Genomic DNA, 14532 nt, shown 5'->3' on the forward strand with positions numbered 1-14532 from the left:
CCTGCCGTGTCCCGCCCGGGACGAGGCGAGCGGCTGCCGCTCCGCAAGAGCCTCCTCGGCCGGCTGCTCGCCGTCTCCGCCCTCGTCGCCGTCTGCTCGGTCGGCGCCACCGCGTGGCTCGCCGTGCAGACCACCTCCGGCGCCATCAAGCAGGAGCAGGGCCAGAACCTCACCGACGACGCCCGGATCTACCACACCCTCCTCGGCTACGCGGCAACTCATCGCCGGTGGGACGGAGTCGAGGCGACCGTACGTGACCTGGCGCGCCAGACCGGCAGGCGCGTCGCCCTGACCACCGAGGAACGGCAGCCGATCACCGACTCCGCAACCGGGGCTTCGCCACCGCGACTGCCGCCCCGGGCCTCCGCGATCGTGGACCCGCTCTCCTCGGACACCGCCCTGGCTCCCGTGTCCGGTGACAGTTCCGAGGCCGGCGCGGACCGCATCGACCCGCGCGCCGTCGGCCCCTTCCGGCTGCCGGAATCCGAACGCGCCGGACTGCGGAGGATCGCGGAACGGACGGCCGACTGCCTGCGCGGGTACGGCATCGGCTCGGACATCGTCGCCGGCCCCAGCGGGCGTCCGCGCATCGAGGTCCTGGGTGACGACTTCGAACGCGTCCAGTCCACCACCGCGTGTGTCGCCCAGGAACTGGACGAACCCACCGCGACCGAGGCCAAGGCGCTGGCCGCGCTCAACAAGCTCACCGACGCGTGCCTGAGCCGACAGGGCCGCGAACCCGTCAAGCTGACCCTGGGCCTTTCCTGGCGCAGCCCCAGGGCCGCGGCGCTGCCGGGCGAGGACCGGTTCGCCCGGATCACCGAGGACGCCGTGCCGGCGCCCGCCCCGACCGTGGCCCCCGCCCAGGCCGAGACCCCGGCGCCCGCCGGGCCCGGCAGCGACGCCGACGACCGCGCCGTGGCGTCCTGCGTCACCACCGCGCGCAGCGAACAGCTCAGCGCGTATGTCGCCTCACCCGCCCTGCTGTTCATCGGCGATCCCGACTCCACCACCGTCCCCGGTTTCGACCTGTCACCCGCGAACACCGCCAGGATCGCCGGCGCCGCCGCGCTCGTCCTCGCACTCACCGTCGGGGCGTCCGTGCTGGCCGCCGCCCGGGTCGTACGCCCGCTGCTCGCGCTCACCGGCGCGGCACAGCGCATGAAGGACGGCGGATACTCCGACGCCGCCCCCGTCCCGGTACCGGCCGGCGCCGTCAACGAGGTCGGGCGGCTGGCCGCCGCCTTCAACGACATGTCGGCCCACCGCGCGCGCATGGAAGGACAACGCAAGGCGCTGGTCAGCGATGTCGCCCACGAACTGCGCACCCCGCTGAGCAACATCCGCGGCTGGCTGGAGGGAGCACAGGACGGCGTCGCCGACGTCGACGGCGCCTTCGTCTCGTCCCTGCTGGAAGAAGCGGTCCAGTTGCAGCACATCATCGACGACCTCCAGGACCTGGCGGAAGCGGACGCCGGCGCGCTGCGTCTGCACCCCGAACCGGTCCGGATCCACGACCTCCTCGGCCAGGTCGCGGCAGCACACCAAGGCCTGGCCGAGACGGCGGGCGTCACGCTGACCGTGGTTCCGGCTCCGGCGGACCTGCCGGGGGAGTTGACCGCGGACCCGGTCAGGCTGCGCCAAGCGGTCGGCAACCTCCTCTCCAACGCCGTACGCCACACCCCGGCCGGCGGCAGCGTCACCCTGCGCGCCCGCGGGGGAGTGGGGACGGTGGTGATCGATGTGAGCGACACCGGCGAAGGACTGTCGCCCGAGGACCTTCCTCACGTCTTCGACCGGTTCTGGCGTGCGGAGAAGTCCCGCAGCCGGCGGACCGGCGGCAGCGGACTCGGGCTCGCGATCGTACGGAAACTCGCCGAGGCGCACGGCGGCACGGTGCACGCGGTGAGTACCGAGGGGAAGGGTTCCGTCTTCACCCTGCGGATCCCGGCCGACGGGCCGGGGGACAGCAGTCGTGAAGCCTGATGCGATGACGACAGCGTTCTGACAGGTTCCTCACAACTCCACGCCAGCATGGCGAGTGCCATCAAGGCCGCAAGGCCTACCCAGCTGGAACGGAGCCACCCACATGTCCCACCGTCTGTCCCTGCGAGCCCTCGCTCTCGCCACCGTCGCGGCCGGATCGCTTGCCCTGTCGTCGACCGCCGCCTTCGCCGACACCAGCCCCAGCCCCGCCCCGACGGTCGAGCCCCGCGAGGCTGCCCAGAAGACCCCCGCACCCTCCGAGCCGACCGAGGCGAAGGACAGGGAGGCGAAGGAGACACCGCGCGGCGGCGTCGACGCCGGCGAGCAGCCGGCCGGGACCGCCACCGGCGGCAGCAACGCCGTGACCCTGGCCGGAACGGCCGCCGGTCTCGCCCTGGTCGCGGGCACCGTCACCCTCGTGGTCCGCCGCCGCAACAACGGCTGACACCCCACGCCCGAACACAGCGGCGCCGCCTTCGGGCGGCGCCGCCCCCGTGCCGAACACGTCCGGAGACCTGGAGAGTTCATGCCGCACACGCACCAACAGACGTGGTGGGCCCGCCCCTTGGCCGCGGTCGCCGCCATCGGCTGCCTCGGCCTGGCCGGCTGCTCGGCCGACCCTGCCGACTCCGCCGGCACGACGGCGACCGTCCCGGACACCCGCGCCACCCCACCACCTACCGGCTCAGCACCCCCGCCCACGTCGGCGAACTCCGCCGGACCCGCGCGCGTGACCATCGCATCGATCGGCGTGGACAGCGCCCTGATGCGACTCGGCCTCAACGAAGACGGCACCGTCCAGGTCCCGCCCGCCGAAACGGGCATGACCGCAGGCTGGTACACCGGAGCAGCCGTCCCCGGCGAGCCCGGACCCGCCGTGATCATCGGCCACAACGACACCCGCTACGGCAAGGCCGTCTTCCACGACCTGGCCAAGGTCGCCAAGGGCGCGGACATCGCCGTCCGCGACGCCGCCGGCCGTACCGCCCATTTCACCGTCACCGCCAAGGAAACCGTCCGCAAGAACTCCTTCCCCACCGACAGGGTCTACGGCGCGACCGACGACCGCGCCCTGCGCCTGATCACCTGCTCGGGGCGGTTCGACAGCGAAGGCCACCCGGTGGACAACCTCATCGTCTACGCCGTACTGCGCTGACAGTGCTGCTCACCGCGACGCGGGTCCGGTCGGCCTGCGCCGCGCTCAGTCAGCGCGTGGCCGCTCCTCGGGTGATGTCGGCGTAGAGGCGGAAGAGGGCCGGGCGGGCTTCGCCGCCTTCTCGTTCGTGCAGGGCCGCCCAGCCTCGGGCGACGATCTCCCGGGCCTCGGCGCCGGGCCAGGGCCGGGGGAGGAGCTCGGGCGGCAGCAGCGGGTCGGGCTCCATGGCGCGGGTGAGTTCGGCGGCCAGCTCCACCGCGATGGTGAGGAGTTCGGACGGGGAGAGTCCGGCAGTGTCCGTGAGCCGGTCGAGGCGGGGCCGGGCCAAGCGGCCGAGGCGGTGGTAGCGGTCGGCGATCTCCTGCAACGGCCACAGCAGGCGGGCGAGTTCGGCGGGCTCCCGGGTGTCGCCCCTGCGCAGATCCGTCGAAGTGAGGAGGGTGAGCCCGCCATGGGCGCCGAGGCGGTGGGCCGCTTCCTCGACGTACGGTTCCCAGGCGTTGGCGCACACGTACAGCCCGCCCTGGAGCGGGGCGCCGCCGAGGCGGACGAGCGCCTCGCGCAGCAGGTCGCGGGACGTGCGCTCCGATTCGGGCACCGCGAAGGCGGCCAGGTGCCAGACACCGTCCCAGGGCGCGAGCCCCGCGTCCTGGTCGAACGCGTGCCGGAGGAAGTCCGCGTTGGGGGCGAGGGCACGTACGGTGTCCGGGGTCGCGTGCAGCTGCGCCTTGCGGCCCCGGCCCTCGTGGGTGAACCGGCCTTCGGCCACGAGGCGTTTGACGCACAGCCGCACCTGCTGGTCGCTCATGCCCAGGGTGTTGGCGACGGTGTACAGCTCGTCCGCGTCGACGGTGCCGTCCTCGCGGATCAGCGCGTGGACGAGCATGCGGGTGGGGATCTCGACGCGGTCGGTCATGGTGTGCGCAGTCCTCTCGGTCCGTTCGCCTCGACAGGGCGGCGCATGCTGGTCACCGCGCCGAACCCCAGCAGCCCGCGCAGGTAGGGGGTGTGCTCGGTCCGTACGGCCATAAAGCCACGCCGCTCGTAGAGGGCTCTGGCGCGCGGATTGGTGTCGATCACGTCCAGTCTGATCTCCCGGCAGTCCTGCTCCGCCGCGACGGCGGCCACTTCCTCGAGGAGCAGGCTCCCGACGCCGTGGCCGCGTAGGCCCGGGTCCACCGCGATGCCGTCCATGACGAGTTGCCCGGCGGCCGGGTGGCGTTCGAACAGGGCGAGGAGCAGGAGTCGGTGCAGTCCTCGCAGGTGTCCGTACGTACGCAGCACGGCGGAGGCCGATCCCCCGGTGAGGGCCCGGCCGCCGAGCTGGTAGCCGGCGAGCCCGATGAGCTGCCCGTCGAGGAGCGCGCACACCGCCCGATCGGCGTTCAGGTGGGCGGCGATAAAGGCCACCGCCTTGTCCGGCGGGTTCAGGGCGGGGCCGAGTTTGCGGCCGAAGGCGTCCCAGTACAGCTCGGCCGCCCGCCGCTCGGCTCCGGCCGGAACGCCCCGCCGGACCGTCACCGGCCCCGTAGCGGCGCCGGTCTCGTCCAGTCCCATGCAGTGCCCCCTTCGCGCTGTCGTCTCGATCAAATCTATCATCCATGCGACGATCGTTCTAGAAATGATAGTTTTATGGGAACCCGAGCAGAGGCGGTCAGATCTCATGAGTCCGAATATTCGGCCCCGACGGCGCCGGCTCCGCATCACCGCGTGGTCACTCGTCATGGTCCTGGTCGTGGCAACCGGTCTCGCCGGTGTGGTCGTGTGGCAGAACTCCTACGAGATGGACGAGCAGCGGGTCTCGATCCGCCACGGCGGCCACGTACTGAGCGGCGTACTGGCCACCCCCAAGGACGGCCGCGAACCCCACGGCCTGGTCGTGTACATCCACGGCGACGGCCCCATCGGCGCCACCCACGACGACGGTTACAAGCCCATGTGGGAGGCGAACGCCAAGGCCGGATACGCCTCCCTGTCCTGGGACAAGCCCGGCGTCGCGGGCGCCCCCGGCAACTGGCTCGAGCAGTCCATGGACGACCGGGCCGACGAGGCAGCCGCCGCCATCGCCTGGGCGCGCACCCGCCCGGACATCGACGGCGACCGGATCGGGCTCTGGGGCGCCAGCCAGGCGGGCTGGGTCCTGCCGAAGGTCGCCGCCAAGACGCCCGTCGGCTTCGTCATCGCCGTCTCACCCGCGATCAACTGGTTCCGGCAAGGCCGCTACAACCTCCTCGCCGAGCTGCGCGCCGACGGCGCGTCGGCCGCCCGCACCCGCGCCGAGATCGCCAGGAGCGACACCACCCGCCGGCTGCTGGAACGCCGCGCCACCTTCGAGGAGTACGTCAGGGCGAGGGGCGGCGACGCGGACGGCATGACCGCCGATCGCTGGGGCTTCATCTCCAAGAACCACACCGCGGACGCCACGCGAGACCTCCGCGCCCTGCGCCACGTCCCGGTGCTGCTGACCCTCGCGGGCCATGACCTCAACGTGGACACCGCCGACACGGAACGCGTCTACCGCAAGGTGCTGGACGCGGGCGGTGCCTTGACGGTCACGCGCTACCCGGACGCGACCCATTCGCTGCTCAAGCAGTCCGTCGAACAGTCGGATCTCAAGATCACGATCACCGCGCTCTTCGCTCCCCGCTCGCTCTTCGCGGACGGATTCCTGGACGGCCAACGACAGTTCCTCGACAGTCTCGGCCGCGGCGGCAACGCCACCCCATGACGCTCCCGGGGCCTCACGCCCGTGGCGCCCGCCTGCGTCGCACGCCGGTGGACCCAGCGGTGGGGCAACAGTCGCCCGTGGCGCGATTCGGGGTTCAACGGTGGGCACCGCGCCCGCAGCCTCACCGAGTGCGGATCACGCCGCACCCTTCGTGCGTGCGTGGGCGACGGCCGACGGGGTCAGCCGGCCGACGATGGCCGGGGCCTTCCGGACGAGGGTGTCGTCCTCCGCCGCGGCGACCATGAAGAGCGCGAAGTCCACGCGACGGGTCAGGTTGCTCGCGAGGACCGGGTCGCCGACATGCCGGCTCCATACCGGCAGGCCCTGGCTCTCGCCCTCCTCCAGGGCGCTGCCGCGGACGACCGTCCAGTCGGTGTTGCTGGCGAAGATCCTCCGGCACGCCTGCACCTGGTCGTCCAGGTCGGCCACACGAGCCAGTCTGGCCAGCCGCCCGAAAACGGCCACGAACGCCTTGAGCTTCCGCGTGTAGACGTCCTTCCCGTCGCGGGTGATGTGCCAGCCGCAGGAGAACACCAGCCGGGCCCCCGCAGGCGCCGCGTCGAGCACGGCCCGGGCCGTGCCGGAGGAGTAGTGCTTCATCCCCCACGGGGCCAGCACCGTGAGTACGGCCTGGCACCCGTCCACCGCCCGTGCGACGGCCGCACGGTCGTCGGTCGCGGCGGGGACCACCGTGATCCGCTCCTCGAACTCGGCGAGCTTGCCGACGCTCTGCTCCCGGCACACGCCCACCACTTCGTAGCCTCGGTCCAGTGCGTGCCGCACCATGTACCGCCCGAGCTTCCCGGACGCACCCACGATGCACATCTTCTTGCGCGGGCCCGTTCTTCGGGACTCCTCCGAGCTGATCTGTTCCATGACCTTCGCCCTCCCTCTTCCCGCCCCGTCCTTACGCTGTAAGGGTGTGCCTTACGAAGTAAGGTTGTCAACCTGCGAAGTCCACCCGAGGAGGAGCCCGTGGCCACCGAGCCCGCCCGCACGCCGGCCCCCCGCCGCCGAACCCTCAGCAAGGACATGGTCCTGCGCACGGCGCTCGCGCTCGCGGACGAGGCGGGCACCGGCGCGCTCACGATGCGCAAACTCGCCGACCGGCTCGGCGTCGAAGCCATGTCGCTCTACCACCACGTCCGTAACAAGGAAGCGATCCTCGACGGCATGGTCGACCTCCTTTTCAGTGAGATCGAACGTCCGCCCACGGACCTCGCCTGGCGGGCGGCGATGCGACGACGAGCCGTATCGACGCGCGACGCGCTGATCCGCCACCCGTGGGCGATCGGCCTCATGGACTCCCGCAGCAACCCCGGCCCCGCGACACTGCGCCACCACGACGCGGTCATCGGCTGCCTACGAGCGGGCGGCTTCACCATCGCCGGCGCCGCGCACGCGTTCTCCGTACTCGACAGCTACATCTACGGATTCACCCTGCAGGAGCTGAGTCTCCCGTTCGAACCGTCCGCCGGCATCGAGGACCTGGCCGACTCGATCCTGCAGCAGATGCCCGGCGACGAGTTCCCTCACCTCACCGAGATGATCACCCACCACGCCATGAAACCCGGCTACACGTACGCCGCGGAGTTCGACATCGGACTCGACCTGATCCTCGACGGACTGCAACAACAGCGCGAAACCTGGCTGTGACCCGTCCGCCGAGCCCCGCGACGCTTCAAGGCCCCGCATGTTCACCGAGGCGTTCGCACAAAGCGACCCGTCGGATGAACAATTCCGTAGCGGACGAGGGCTGTGGCAGATCACCATGCACCGTATGAGTGATCAACCCGCACGATGGACCCGGGCAACCGTCTACCCCGACATGTGGGCAGACCCGGACGACGACCCCCGCAACAAGGAAGCTGTCAGTCCGGACGGCGAGCTTGCCACGCTGCAGGACTTTCTGACGGGCTACCGCATGACCCTGCGGATGAAGTGCGAGGGCCTGGACGCGGAGCAGCTGGCCCGTCGGTCCGTTCCGCCGTCGACGATGTCGTTGCTCGGCCTGGTCCGGCACCTCGCCGAGGTGGAGCGGGACTGGCGCAACTGGATCACCGACGGCGACCCCCTGCCGAAGCTGTACGGCCGGCGTGACGCGGACTTCGACGAAGCTGTCGCCGAGCAGGCCATGGTCGACGCCGCGTACTCCGATCTGGAACGTGAGCAGGCGGCGACCGACGCCGCGCTGGCCGAACACCCCGATCCGGGTGAGCGGGTGGGGAAGGACAACACCTCGATCCGGGAGCTGATGGTGCACCGGATCGAGGAGTACGCCCGTCACTGCGGGCACGCCGACCTGCTGCGTGAGTGCGTCGACGGAAGGGTGGGCCAGTGACGAGGGGCACCCCTGCCTACCGGACCGACCTGGGCCGGTGGACCGCCACGTAGCCGTTCGGCAAAGCGTCCGTGCCTCAGGACGGCATGCGGATCAGGCCCCCGAGTTCTGCCGTGCAGGGCGCGGGGGCGATCGGGGCCGGCAGCTGCGCCGGGCCCCAGATGAGCCCCGCCGCTCAGAACACCCACCGCGTATGGGTGTAGACCCCGTTGTCCCGACCGAAGCCGTACGCCGTGGTCGGCGCCACCGCGAACACCACCGCGCCCCCTGTCCGGAACGTGTCCCCGATCCCGTGGAACGTGCCCTCGGGCGAGGTGATGTGCCGCCCGTACTTCGCCTCGTGGGCGGCGATCACGTCCTCCAGCACCGCCGGGTCAGTAACCGGCTCCGCCTTGCCCTCGACGACGATGTCGAACCCTTCGGTCAGCGCATTCCCCCCGGTGGTCAGGGCGCAGTGCGCATCATGAGTGAGGTTCTTCGCCTTCTGCTCCTCCGGGCCGGTGGAGAAGTACAACGCCCCGTCGTGCCACGCGGCGATCACGGGCGTGACATGCAGCCGACCGTCGGGCCGCACTGTGGACACCCAGAAGATCTCGGCGGCCTCCAAGTGCCGTAGAGCCTCCGCCCACTCGGTGGCGGTGACACCCGCAGCACCCGGGCGAGGATTGAGCGCGGAACTGTAGCGGGCGTCGAGCTCAGCCGTAGGTTGGTGTGCCGGTCCTGTGGGCATGGCGGATCTCCTTTTCGTCCCTCTCCTAACGACCGTCGGCCCACACCGACACCACCCGTTCGTGTCCGTCTGCACGCCCCCTGAAGTGCCTGTTTTTGGCCAAGGCGGCGCACGCGGTGGTCAAGGAGGCCGAGGACGCCGACGTGACAACTACGGGCCGCACCCCCGACGCCGCACTCGCGACGCCGCAACGTTCGGCCGCCCGCGCCCCGGCGCTCGTAAGGTGATCCACATGATCGTCCGCAAAGGTGAGGGCCGCCGTCCCGGCTACGCTGCGGCAGCCCTGGTGTTCACCATCGGCGTGGCCGGCACGACCCTGCCCACGCCGCTGTACGGCTCTACCAGGAGAAGATCGGCCTCTCCGAGCTGATGGTGACCGTGGTCTTCGCCGTGTACGCCGTCGCCGTGATCGCGGTGCTGCTCGTGGGCGGAAACTACTCCGACGAAGTCGGGCGCCGGCCCGTCCTGTTCTGCGCCATGGCCCTGTCCGCCGCCAGCGCCGGATGCTTTCTGCTGGAAACCGGCCTCCCACTGCTCTTCGCGGGGCGGCTGCTCTCCGGATTCGCGGCCGGACTGCTCAGCGGAGCGGCGACCGCCGCGGTCATGGAACTCGCCGGACCGGGACAGCGGGCCCGTGCCGGTTTCGCGGCCACCGCGGCGAACATGGGCGGTCTCGGCTGTGGACCGCTGCTGTCCGGGATCCTCGCCCAGTACGCGGTGCGCCCGCTCGAACTCGTCTTCTGGGTCCACATCGGTTGGTCGCCATCGCCGCCGTGATCATCCACTTCCTTCCCGAGACCGTCGAGCGGCCGAAGAGACTTCCCCCGCTGAAGCGGCCCGGACCCTCGACGTGCACAACCTCGCCGTCACGGGAGCGGTCGTGTTCTCCGTCTTTCTCGCCTCCACCGCAGGACAGTCACTGAGCGAACGCATCGGCCCCCGGCGCGCCCCCCATCGGCTGCGCCGTCGACCGCGGCACGCTGCGCACCGCCGCCCGCGACGTCATGCTCGGCGGACAGACCGTGCCCGAAGGCAGCTTCCTCCACCTCTCGGTCTCCGCCGCCAACCGCGACCCCGCCGTCTTCGACGACCCCGACCGCTTCGACATCACCCGCTCGCCCAACCGTCACATGACCTTCGGCCACGGCCGGCACTTCTGCGCCGGGGCGCCGCTGGCCCTCGAAGGACGTATCGCCTTCGAGACATTGCTGCGCCGCATACCGGACCTCGCGTGCACGGTGCCGCCCGAGACCCTGACCTGGGTCGCGGACAGTTCCATCAGCCGGGGTCCGGAGCGGCTCCCCATCCGCATCGCGGGCAAGCTGCCGCGCGCGAACACCGCCTGACACGAAGACCCCTGCCGTCCACCAGACTATGTGCCGTACCTCAGAACTCGCAGAGCAGGAGCACCACTTCATGACCGACGAAGCCACCGCCTCCGTAGCCCTCATCACGGGCGGATCCAGCGGCATCGGCGCGGCCACCGCCCGCAAGCTTCTCGCCGAGGGGCACCGCGTCGCCGTCACCGGCCGCAACGCCGAACGACTGCAGCGCTTCGCCGAGGAGACCGACGCCAAGCCCGGCACCCTCCTCACCCTCCCCGGCGACGCCGGCGACCACGCCTCCGTCGAGGCCACCGTGCAGGCGACCCTGGACGCATACGGCCGCATCGACACGGTCGTCGCCAACGCCGGGTACGCCACGCACGACTCGCTCGCCGACGGCGACCCGGCCGGGTGGCGCGACATGGTCCTCACCAACGTGCTCGGCCCTGCCCTCCTCATCCACTACGCGCTGCCCGCGCTCAAGGAGACGCGCGGCCGGGTCGTGCTGATCGGCAGCGTCGCAGGAGTCGTCTACACGCCCGGCAACATCTACGGCGCCACCAAGTGGGCGGTCACCGGTCTCGCCGAGAACACCCGCCGCATGGTCACCGCCGACGGCGTCGGCGTCACCCTGGTCGCCCCGGGGCGGGTGGAGACCGGCTTCTGGGACGCCGCGGGTGGCGCTCCCCAGGGCGGCATCAACCTCACCGCCGACCAGATCGCCGACTCGGTGGTGTGGGCCGTGTGCCAGCCCGCCGGCGTCGACATCAACTCCGTCGTCGTCCGCCCGGTCGGCCAGGCGGTCTGACCCACCCGCCGAACCGGCGTCACCCCGCGCGGCTGTTCCTGGCCAGGAACACCCGAGCGGAGGGAACCGGGGCGCACCCTCGCTCTCCTCGTGGGCGCACTCCCTGACCGCGGGCGTGGGAGGGCCGTACGGCGTGATCGCCCTGCCTGCCTCGCCGACCCTGGAACGACGACCTCGGCCGGCCCGCATACGGCGGCCGCGCCCACGCCGCCGTCCCACCCGCACCAGCCCCTGCCGCCACCCACCTCACGCCCCCTCCTCGCGGGTCTCGCCGCCGCCCTGAAAAAAGCGGGATGAGGGGCGGCGGTCGCCATCGCCGTGTACGAATCGTTCGGGCGCCGGACGAAGACCTTCCTGGCCTGTCGGCATGCGCGCCGGACAGCCGGGACAGCAATCAGGCATGTCTGAAAGAGACGACCAAGACGCCGACTCAGGGATCGGGGACGAGGCCGCCGCGTCCAGGGCCCGGCCGCTCGCTGCTGCCGGCGCCGAGTGTGACGGGCGGGACATCCGAGGAGCGCGGGCAGACAGTGGCTCAGCCACCGGGGAGCTGCCCGCGGGCACGGGACACGACGGCAACGGGGGCGCCGACGAGAGCGACGGCACGGGCGAGAGCAGTGGAGCCGGCGACGCCGCTGGCACCGGTGCCGGCTCAGCCGCCGATCACGGTGACGCTGACCGTGACACCGGCCGGGGTGGGGCCGAGCCGCCCGCCGATGACGCGCAGCAGCGGCCTTCCCCCGAGCTGGGCCGGCCCACGCCCTCTGCCGGATCCTCCGAGTCCGCTCTCGTCCAGACAGGACGGGCCGTGACGGCCGCTCTCACCGTCCTCGCGGCACTCGGCGGTCTGGTCCTCGGTATCCGGGCGGAGTTGAGGACCACCGAGGAGGCCGAGCAGGTGGACGCGAAGATGGTGTCCTTCTACCGGACGCCGACGATGATCACCGTGCTCAATGGCAGCAACCGCGTCATCGCCATGCGCCTGTCGCTGGAGCAGCCGAGCGTCTGGTGGGACCTGCAGGCCGTGCCGCCTTGTCAGAAGATCGACATTCCACCGGCTCTGCTCGAGATGTCCATGTCGGAGGCAGTGCCGCGTGTGACGGTCAACGACGTCGATCTCGATCGACTGCGACTGGAGTTCATGGACTCCGAGGGAAGGACGTGGATACGCGCCGGCGGAGGCCCGCTCCGCCGGTCCGCGGGCTGGGAGCAGTCCTTGACCTCTGTACGCATGGTCAGTCCGGAGCCATGGAACGCCAAACCTGAGGAGGCTCCCGGCTGCGGCGCTTAGCCTCGCTGTCTCGCTTGGGTACGGCGGCTGTTGAGGCGGAAACACGAAATCCGGGGCGGCCGCCGCCGGGGGACCGGCTAGCTCTCCGATTGGTTCTCGATGCGGACGACGTGATCGGGACCGGGATGGTCGACGCCGGGCACCATGGGTTCTCGTAGTCGAACTCCACCTTGCCGAAGGAATCACTGGTGATCGGTGGAGGGTCGTTGTCGGCGATGATCAGTTGAAGGCGTTCGCCGTAGGCGTCTGCCAGCGTCCTGAAACGGCTGTAGATCTCGGTCGCGCGTTGTCGGTCGGAGGCGTTGTTCCCGAAGGCCTTGCGGGCGAGTCGATCACACAGTCGTCGGCGACAGCATGATCGAGGCCGCCATCTGCGACGGCGACATCGTCACCGTCCGACGCCAGGACTTCGCCGACCACGGGGACGTCGTCGCCGCGCTCCTGGACGGCGAGGCCACCGTCAAGCGCCTGCGCCGCGAGTGATGCGTGTGCGCAGCACCTTCGTTGACCGGGGGTGGGGGTGCGGCGCGGTCTGACGGCGGCCGGGGCGGGCCGCTGCCCGTGTCTGAGGCGGCCCGTCGACCACCACACGGCGGATCCGGCAGCAGTCGCCGGATCCGTTCTCAAGCCTTGTGGTGCGCGCAACCAGGTCTTCCGTGTCGGATCAGGCCACTGACTGGTTCATGGGGCATGCCGGCTATCGGACTCGGACAGGGTGAGTTCTGGTTCTGTGGCCATCACGACCTGGCTGATGGTGAACCCGTCGAGTGTGCTGATTTCCACTCGGTACAGCCCGGGCGCGGGCACCACGACCTGAGTGCCGATGGCGCCGTCCATCCAGCCGAGGGCGGGGTTCTGTGCGTCGGTGGGGTCGTCGAGGTTGCGGATGTGGCAGACGAGGCCCACGAGAGAGTCCACCTCGGTCACCTGAAGGCTCCAGGGGACGCCGGCTTCCACCACGTCGGGAAGGAGGAGGCCGCAGCCGAACTCGCCCTGTGGCGGGCCCATGTGCGTATCGCGCCGGATGATCTCCTCCACGGCGTCGAGGGCGCTTTCCTCCTTCGCGAGACCTCCGTGTTGATACGGAAGGGGGGTTACCAGTTCGGTGACCTCGGCAGATTCCTGGTAGACGGTCTCGTCCCCGTGCACTGCGAAGTAACGCAGTCTGTTGTGCCTGTCCCGGATGAAGGACCCGTCGGTGTTCTGCCTGCCTCCGTCGAAGTGAGGCGTGACGGTGCCGCTGTCCATGCTGAGGTTCTGCCAGGTGGGATGGCTGATGCCGACGACCGATCGGTGGTCGGGCAGGTCGGTGTGGCTCTGGCTCTTATGGAAGTCGAGTGCGTTCTGCGCCAGTTCGGCACTCCCGCCGAGTGCGCTGACGTCGCTGGGGGTCAGGTGCCGGATGTCGTCGCCGTCCCGGACGCACCTGTACTGGGGCAGGAGGTCGTGCAGTCCCGGCATGGTGGCGCACAGGGAGCGGAGCTTGTGACGCGGAAGGGGTACAGGGGCTTCACGGCCGGTGTTGAGGATGACTGCGGCCTTCACGGCCCCGTGGAACGGGGTGCCGAGTGTGATGACACCGCGGGTGTCGTCCTTGAGATTGCTGTCGAAGGGGCCGTTCAGAGCACCTCGGGTGACAAGGCCCCCCATGGAATGAGCGACGAAAACGAGGCGGGCGGGGCGCTGGTCAACCCGGTGCGCACATGCCTTGATGTGCGCTGGATGTTCCCGCCAGGCGGAGAGGTGGCGGCGCGCGGCGTCGGCGAGGAGCCGGGCGTTGGTGGCTACGGGAAGTCGCCAGTCGTAAGCGAAGGCCAGGATGGCGGCCTTGTGGGCAACGCACTTCTCGATCCGGGCTATGAGATCGGTGTAGGGCTCGGCTCCACGCAAGTGGGGTGTCCAAGCCGTCGATGTGAGCAACCCAGTGGCCCGGATACGGCCGGTCTTTCCTTCGAGTTCGTCATCGGTCAGGTGCAGAGCCTTCAGGCCCTCGGGGTGTGTCCAGGCCTTTACGTACCAGGAGGATGTGGCGAGTCCCCAGAGATGCTTGCCGGTGGCGGCGTCTCTCAGTTCGCTGCCCATGATGCCGGGAACCACCACCACTGCATCCTGCGTAGTCCGGTCGGATAAGGGCTTCTCGGCTGCCTTGCGCAATCTGTGCGATTGG

At 70.6% G+C, this 14532-nt stretch carries 15 protein-coding genes and 2 pseudogenes; 12 read left to right on the forward strand and 5 right to left on the reverse strand.

Annotated features, from left to right (window positions below; genetic code table 11):
• Positions 1 to 6: 6 nt before the first annotated feature.
• The 3 genes from ACIQ7Q_RS30865 to ACIQ7Q_RS30875 all read left to right on the forward strand — a co-directional run bounded on the left by ACIQ7Q_RS30865 (position 7) and on the right by ACIQ7Q_RS30875 (position 3142).
• Positions 7 to 1986: a sensor histidine kinase gene (locus ACIQ7Q_RS30865; protein ID WP_403869335.1), complete on the forward strand. Its 1980-nt coding sequence runs from the start codon at positions 7 to 9 to the stop codon at positions 1984 to 1986.
• A 103-nt stretch (positions 1987 to 2089) separates the two neighbouring features.
• Positions 2090 to 2431 carry a sortase-dependent protein gene (locus tag ACIQ7Q_RS30870; RefSeq protein ID WP_403869338.1) on the forward strand — a complete coding sequence of 114 codons (342 nt, stop codon included), beginning with the start codon at positions 2090 to 2092 and terminating at the stop codon, positions 2429 to 2431.
• 81 nt (positions 2432 to 2512) lie between these two features.
• A complete protein-coding gene (locus ACIQ7Q_RS30875; RefSeq protein WP_403869341.1) occupies positions 2513 to 3142 on the forward strand; it encodes a class F sortase in 630 nt (209 codons plus the stop codon).
• A gap of 49 nt (positions 3143 to 3191) precedes the next feature.
• On the opposite strand, the gene ACIQ7Q_RS30880 is transcribed toward ACIQ7Q_RS30875, so the two are convergent.
• Complete coding sequence (locus ACIQ7Q_RS30880; protein ID WP_403869343.1) at positions 3192 to 4058, reverse strand: PaaX family transcriptional regulator C-terminal domain-containing protein; 867 nt, start codon at positions 4056 to 4058, stop codon at positions 3192 to 3194.
• On the reverse strand, positions 4055 to 4699 hold the full coding sequence (locus ACIQ7Q_RS30885; RefSeq protein ID WP_403869346.1) for a GNAT family N-acetyltransferase: 645 nt from the start codon (positions 4697 to 4699) through the stop codon (positions 4055 to 4057). Before ACIQ7Q_RS30885 ends, ACIQ7Q_RS30880 begins: the two co-directional genes overlap by 4 nt.
• A 106-nt stretch (positions 4700 to 4805) precedes the next feature.
• Here ACIQ7Q_RS30885 and ACIQ7Q_RS30890 point away from each other — a divergent pair, with 106 nt between their 5' ends.
• Positions 4806 to 5870, forward strand: a complete 1065-nt coding sequence (locus ACIQ7Q_RS30890; RefSeq protein ID WP_403869349.1) for an alpha/beta hydrolase family protein — start codon at positions 4806 to 4808, stop codon at positions 5868 to 5870.
• Between the two features lie 135 nt (positions 5871 to 6005).
• Here the strand turns inward: ACIQ7Q_RS30890 and ACIQ7Q_RS30895 are convergent, their stop codons facing one another.
• Positions 6006 to 6746: an NAD(P)-dependent oxidoreductase gene (locus ACIQ7Q_RS30895; RefSeq protein WP_403869352.1), complete on the reverse strand. Its 741-nt coding sequence runs from the start codon at positions 6744 to 6746 to the stop codon at positions 6006 to 6008.
• A 99-nt stretch (positions 6747 to 6845) separates the two neighbouring features.
• Between ACIQ7Q_RS30895 and ACIQ7Q_RS30900 the strand changes: the two genes are divergently transcribed.
• Both ACIQ7Q_RS30900 and ACIQ7Q_RS30905 read left to right on the forward strand, forming a co-directional pair.
• Entirely contained in the window at positions 6846 to 7526 is a 681-nt protein-coding gene (locus ACIQ7Q_RS30900; RefSeq protein ID WP_403869354.1) for a TetR/AcrR family transcriptional regulator C-terminal domain-containing protein, read from the forward strand.
• 115 nt (positions 7527 to 7641) lie between these two features.
• On the forward strand, positions 7642 to 8211 hold the full coding sequence (locus tag ACIQ7Q_RS30905) for a DinB family protein (protein ID WP_403869357.1): 570 nt from the start codon (positions 7642 to 7644) through the stop codon (positions 8209 to 8211).
• A 175-nt stretch (positions 8212 to 8386) separates the two neighbouring features.
• Here the strand turns inward: ACIQ7Q_RS30905 and ACIQ7Q_RS30910 are convergent, their stop codons facing one another.
• Complete coding sequence (locus ACIQ7Q_RS30910; RefSeq protein WP_403869360.1) at positions 8387 to 8941, reverse strand: pyridoxamine 5'-phosphate oxidase family protein; 555 nt, start codon at positions 8939 to 8941, stop codon at positions 8387 to 8389.
• A gap of 95 nt (positions 8942 to 9036) precedes the next feature.
• On the opposite strand from ACIQ7Q_RS30910, the gene ACIQ7Q_RS30915 reads away from it, so the two are divergent.
• The 6 genes and pseudogenes from ACIQ7Q_RS30915 to ACIQ7Q_RS30940 all read left to right on the forward strand — a co-directional run.
• Positions 9037 to 9168 carry a hypothetical protein gene (locus tag ACIQ7Q_RS30915; RefSeq protein ID WP_403869363.1) on the forward strand — a complete coding sequence of 44 codons (132 nt, stop codon included), beginning with the start codon at positions 9037 to 9039 and terminating at the stop codon, positions 9166 to 9168.
• A 5-nt stretch (positions 9169 to 9173) separates the two neighbouring features.
• Positions 9174 to 9909, forward strand: a pseudogene (locus ACIQ7Q_RS30920) (MFS transporter); the annotation flags it as partial.
• A 54-nt stretch (positions 9910 to 9963) separates the two neighbouring features.
• Positions 9964 to 10287, forward strand: a complete 324-nt coding sequence (locus ACIQ7Q_RS30925; protein WP_403869480.1) for a cytochrome P450 — start codon at positions 9964 to 9966, stop codon at positions 10285 to 10287.
• A 70-nt stretch (positions 10288 to 10357) separates the two neighbouring features.
• Positions 10358 to 11074 carry an SDR family oxidoreductase gene (locus tag ACIQ7Q_RS30930; RefSeq protein WP_403869365.1) on the forward strand — a complete coding sequence of 239 codons (717 nt, stop codon included), beginning with the start codon at positions 10358 to 10360 and terminating at the stop codon, positions 11072 to 11074.
• Between the two features lie 400 nt (positions 11075 to 11474).
• A complete protein-coding gene (locus ACIQ7Q_RS30935) occupies positions 11475 to 12365 on the forward strand; it encodes a hypothetical protein (RefSeq protein WP_403869368.1) in 891 nt (296 codons plus the stop codon).
• A gap of 339 nt (positions 12366 to 12704) precedes the next feature.
• Positions 12705 to 12845 (forward strand): annotated as a pseudogene (locus ACIQ7Q_RS30940) (LexA family protein); the annotation flags it as partial.
• Positions 12846 to 13046: 201 nt separating this feature from the next.
• Here ACIQ7Q_RS30940 and ACIQ7Q_RS30945 read toward each other — a convergent pair.
• Positions 13047 to 14468 carry a hypothetical protein gene (locus ACIQ7Q_RS30945; RefSeq protein ID WP_403869371.1) on the reverse strand — a complete coding sequence of 474 codons (1422 nt, stop codon included), beginning with the start codon at positions 14466 to 14468 and terminating at the stop codon, positions 13047 to 13049.
• Positions 14469 to 14532: the final 64 nt, after the last annotated feature.

Origin of the sequence: Streptomyces sp. NPDC096176 (assembly GCF_044763255.1) — a bacterium.
Taxonomy (GTDB): Bacteria; Actinomycetota; Actinomycetes; order Streptomycetales; family Streptomycetaceae; genus Streptomyces.

Bases quoted from the DNA above. Each gene is read 5' to 3' on its own strand.
- ACIQ7Q_RS30910 (WP_403869360.1), bottom strand. From the start codon at position 8,941: ATGCCCACAGGACCGGCACACCAACCTACGGCTGAGCTCGACGCCCGC.
- ACIQ7Q_RS30930 (WP_403869365.1), top strand. From the start codon at position 10,358: ATGACCGACGAAGCCACCGCCTCCGTAGCCCTCATCACGGGCGGATCC.
- ACIQ7Q_RS30905 (WP_403869357.1), top strand. From the start codon at position 7,642: ATGCACCGTATGAGTGATCAACCCGCACGATGGACCCGGGCAACCGTC.
- ACIQ7Q_RS30890 (WP_403869349.1), top strand. From the start codon at position 4,806: ATGAGTCCGAATATTCGGCCCCGACGGCGCCGGCTCCGCATCACCGCG.
- ACIQ7Q_RS30875 (WP_403869341.1), top strand. From the start codon at position 2,513: ATGCCGCACACGCACCAACAGACGTGGTGGGCCCGCCCCTTGGCCGCG.
- ACIQ7Q_RS30885 (WP_403869346.1), bottom strand. From the start codon at position 4,699: ATGGGACTGGACGAGACCGGCGCCGCTACGGGGCCGGTGACGGTCCGG.
- ACIQ7Q_RS30870 (WP_403869338.1), top strand. From the start codon at position 2,090: ATGTCCCACCGTCTGTCCCTGCGAGCCCTCGCTCTCGCCACCGTCGCG.
- ACIQ7Q_RS30880 (WP_403869343.1), bottom strand. From the start codon at position 4,058: ATGACCGACCGCGTCGAGATCCCCACCCGCATGCTCGTCCACGCGCTG.
- ACIQ7Q_RS30895 (WP_403869352.1), bottom strand. From the start codon at position 6,746: ATGGAACAGATCAGCTCGGAGGAGTCCCGAAGAACGGGCCCGCGCAAG.
- ACIQ7Q_RS30935 (WP_403869368.1), top strand. From the start codon at position 11,475: ATGTCTGAAAGAGACGACCAAGACGCCGACTCAGGGATCGGGGACGAG.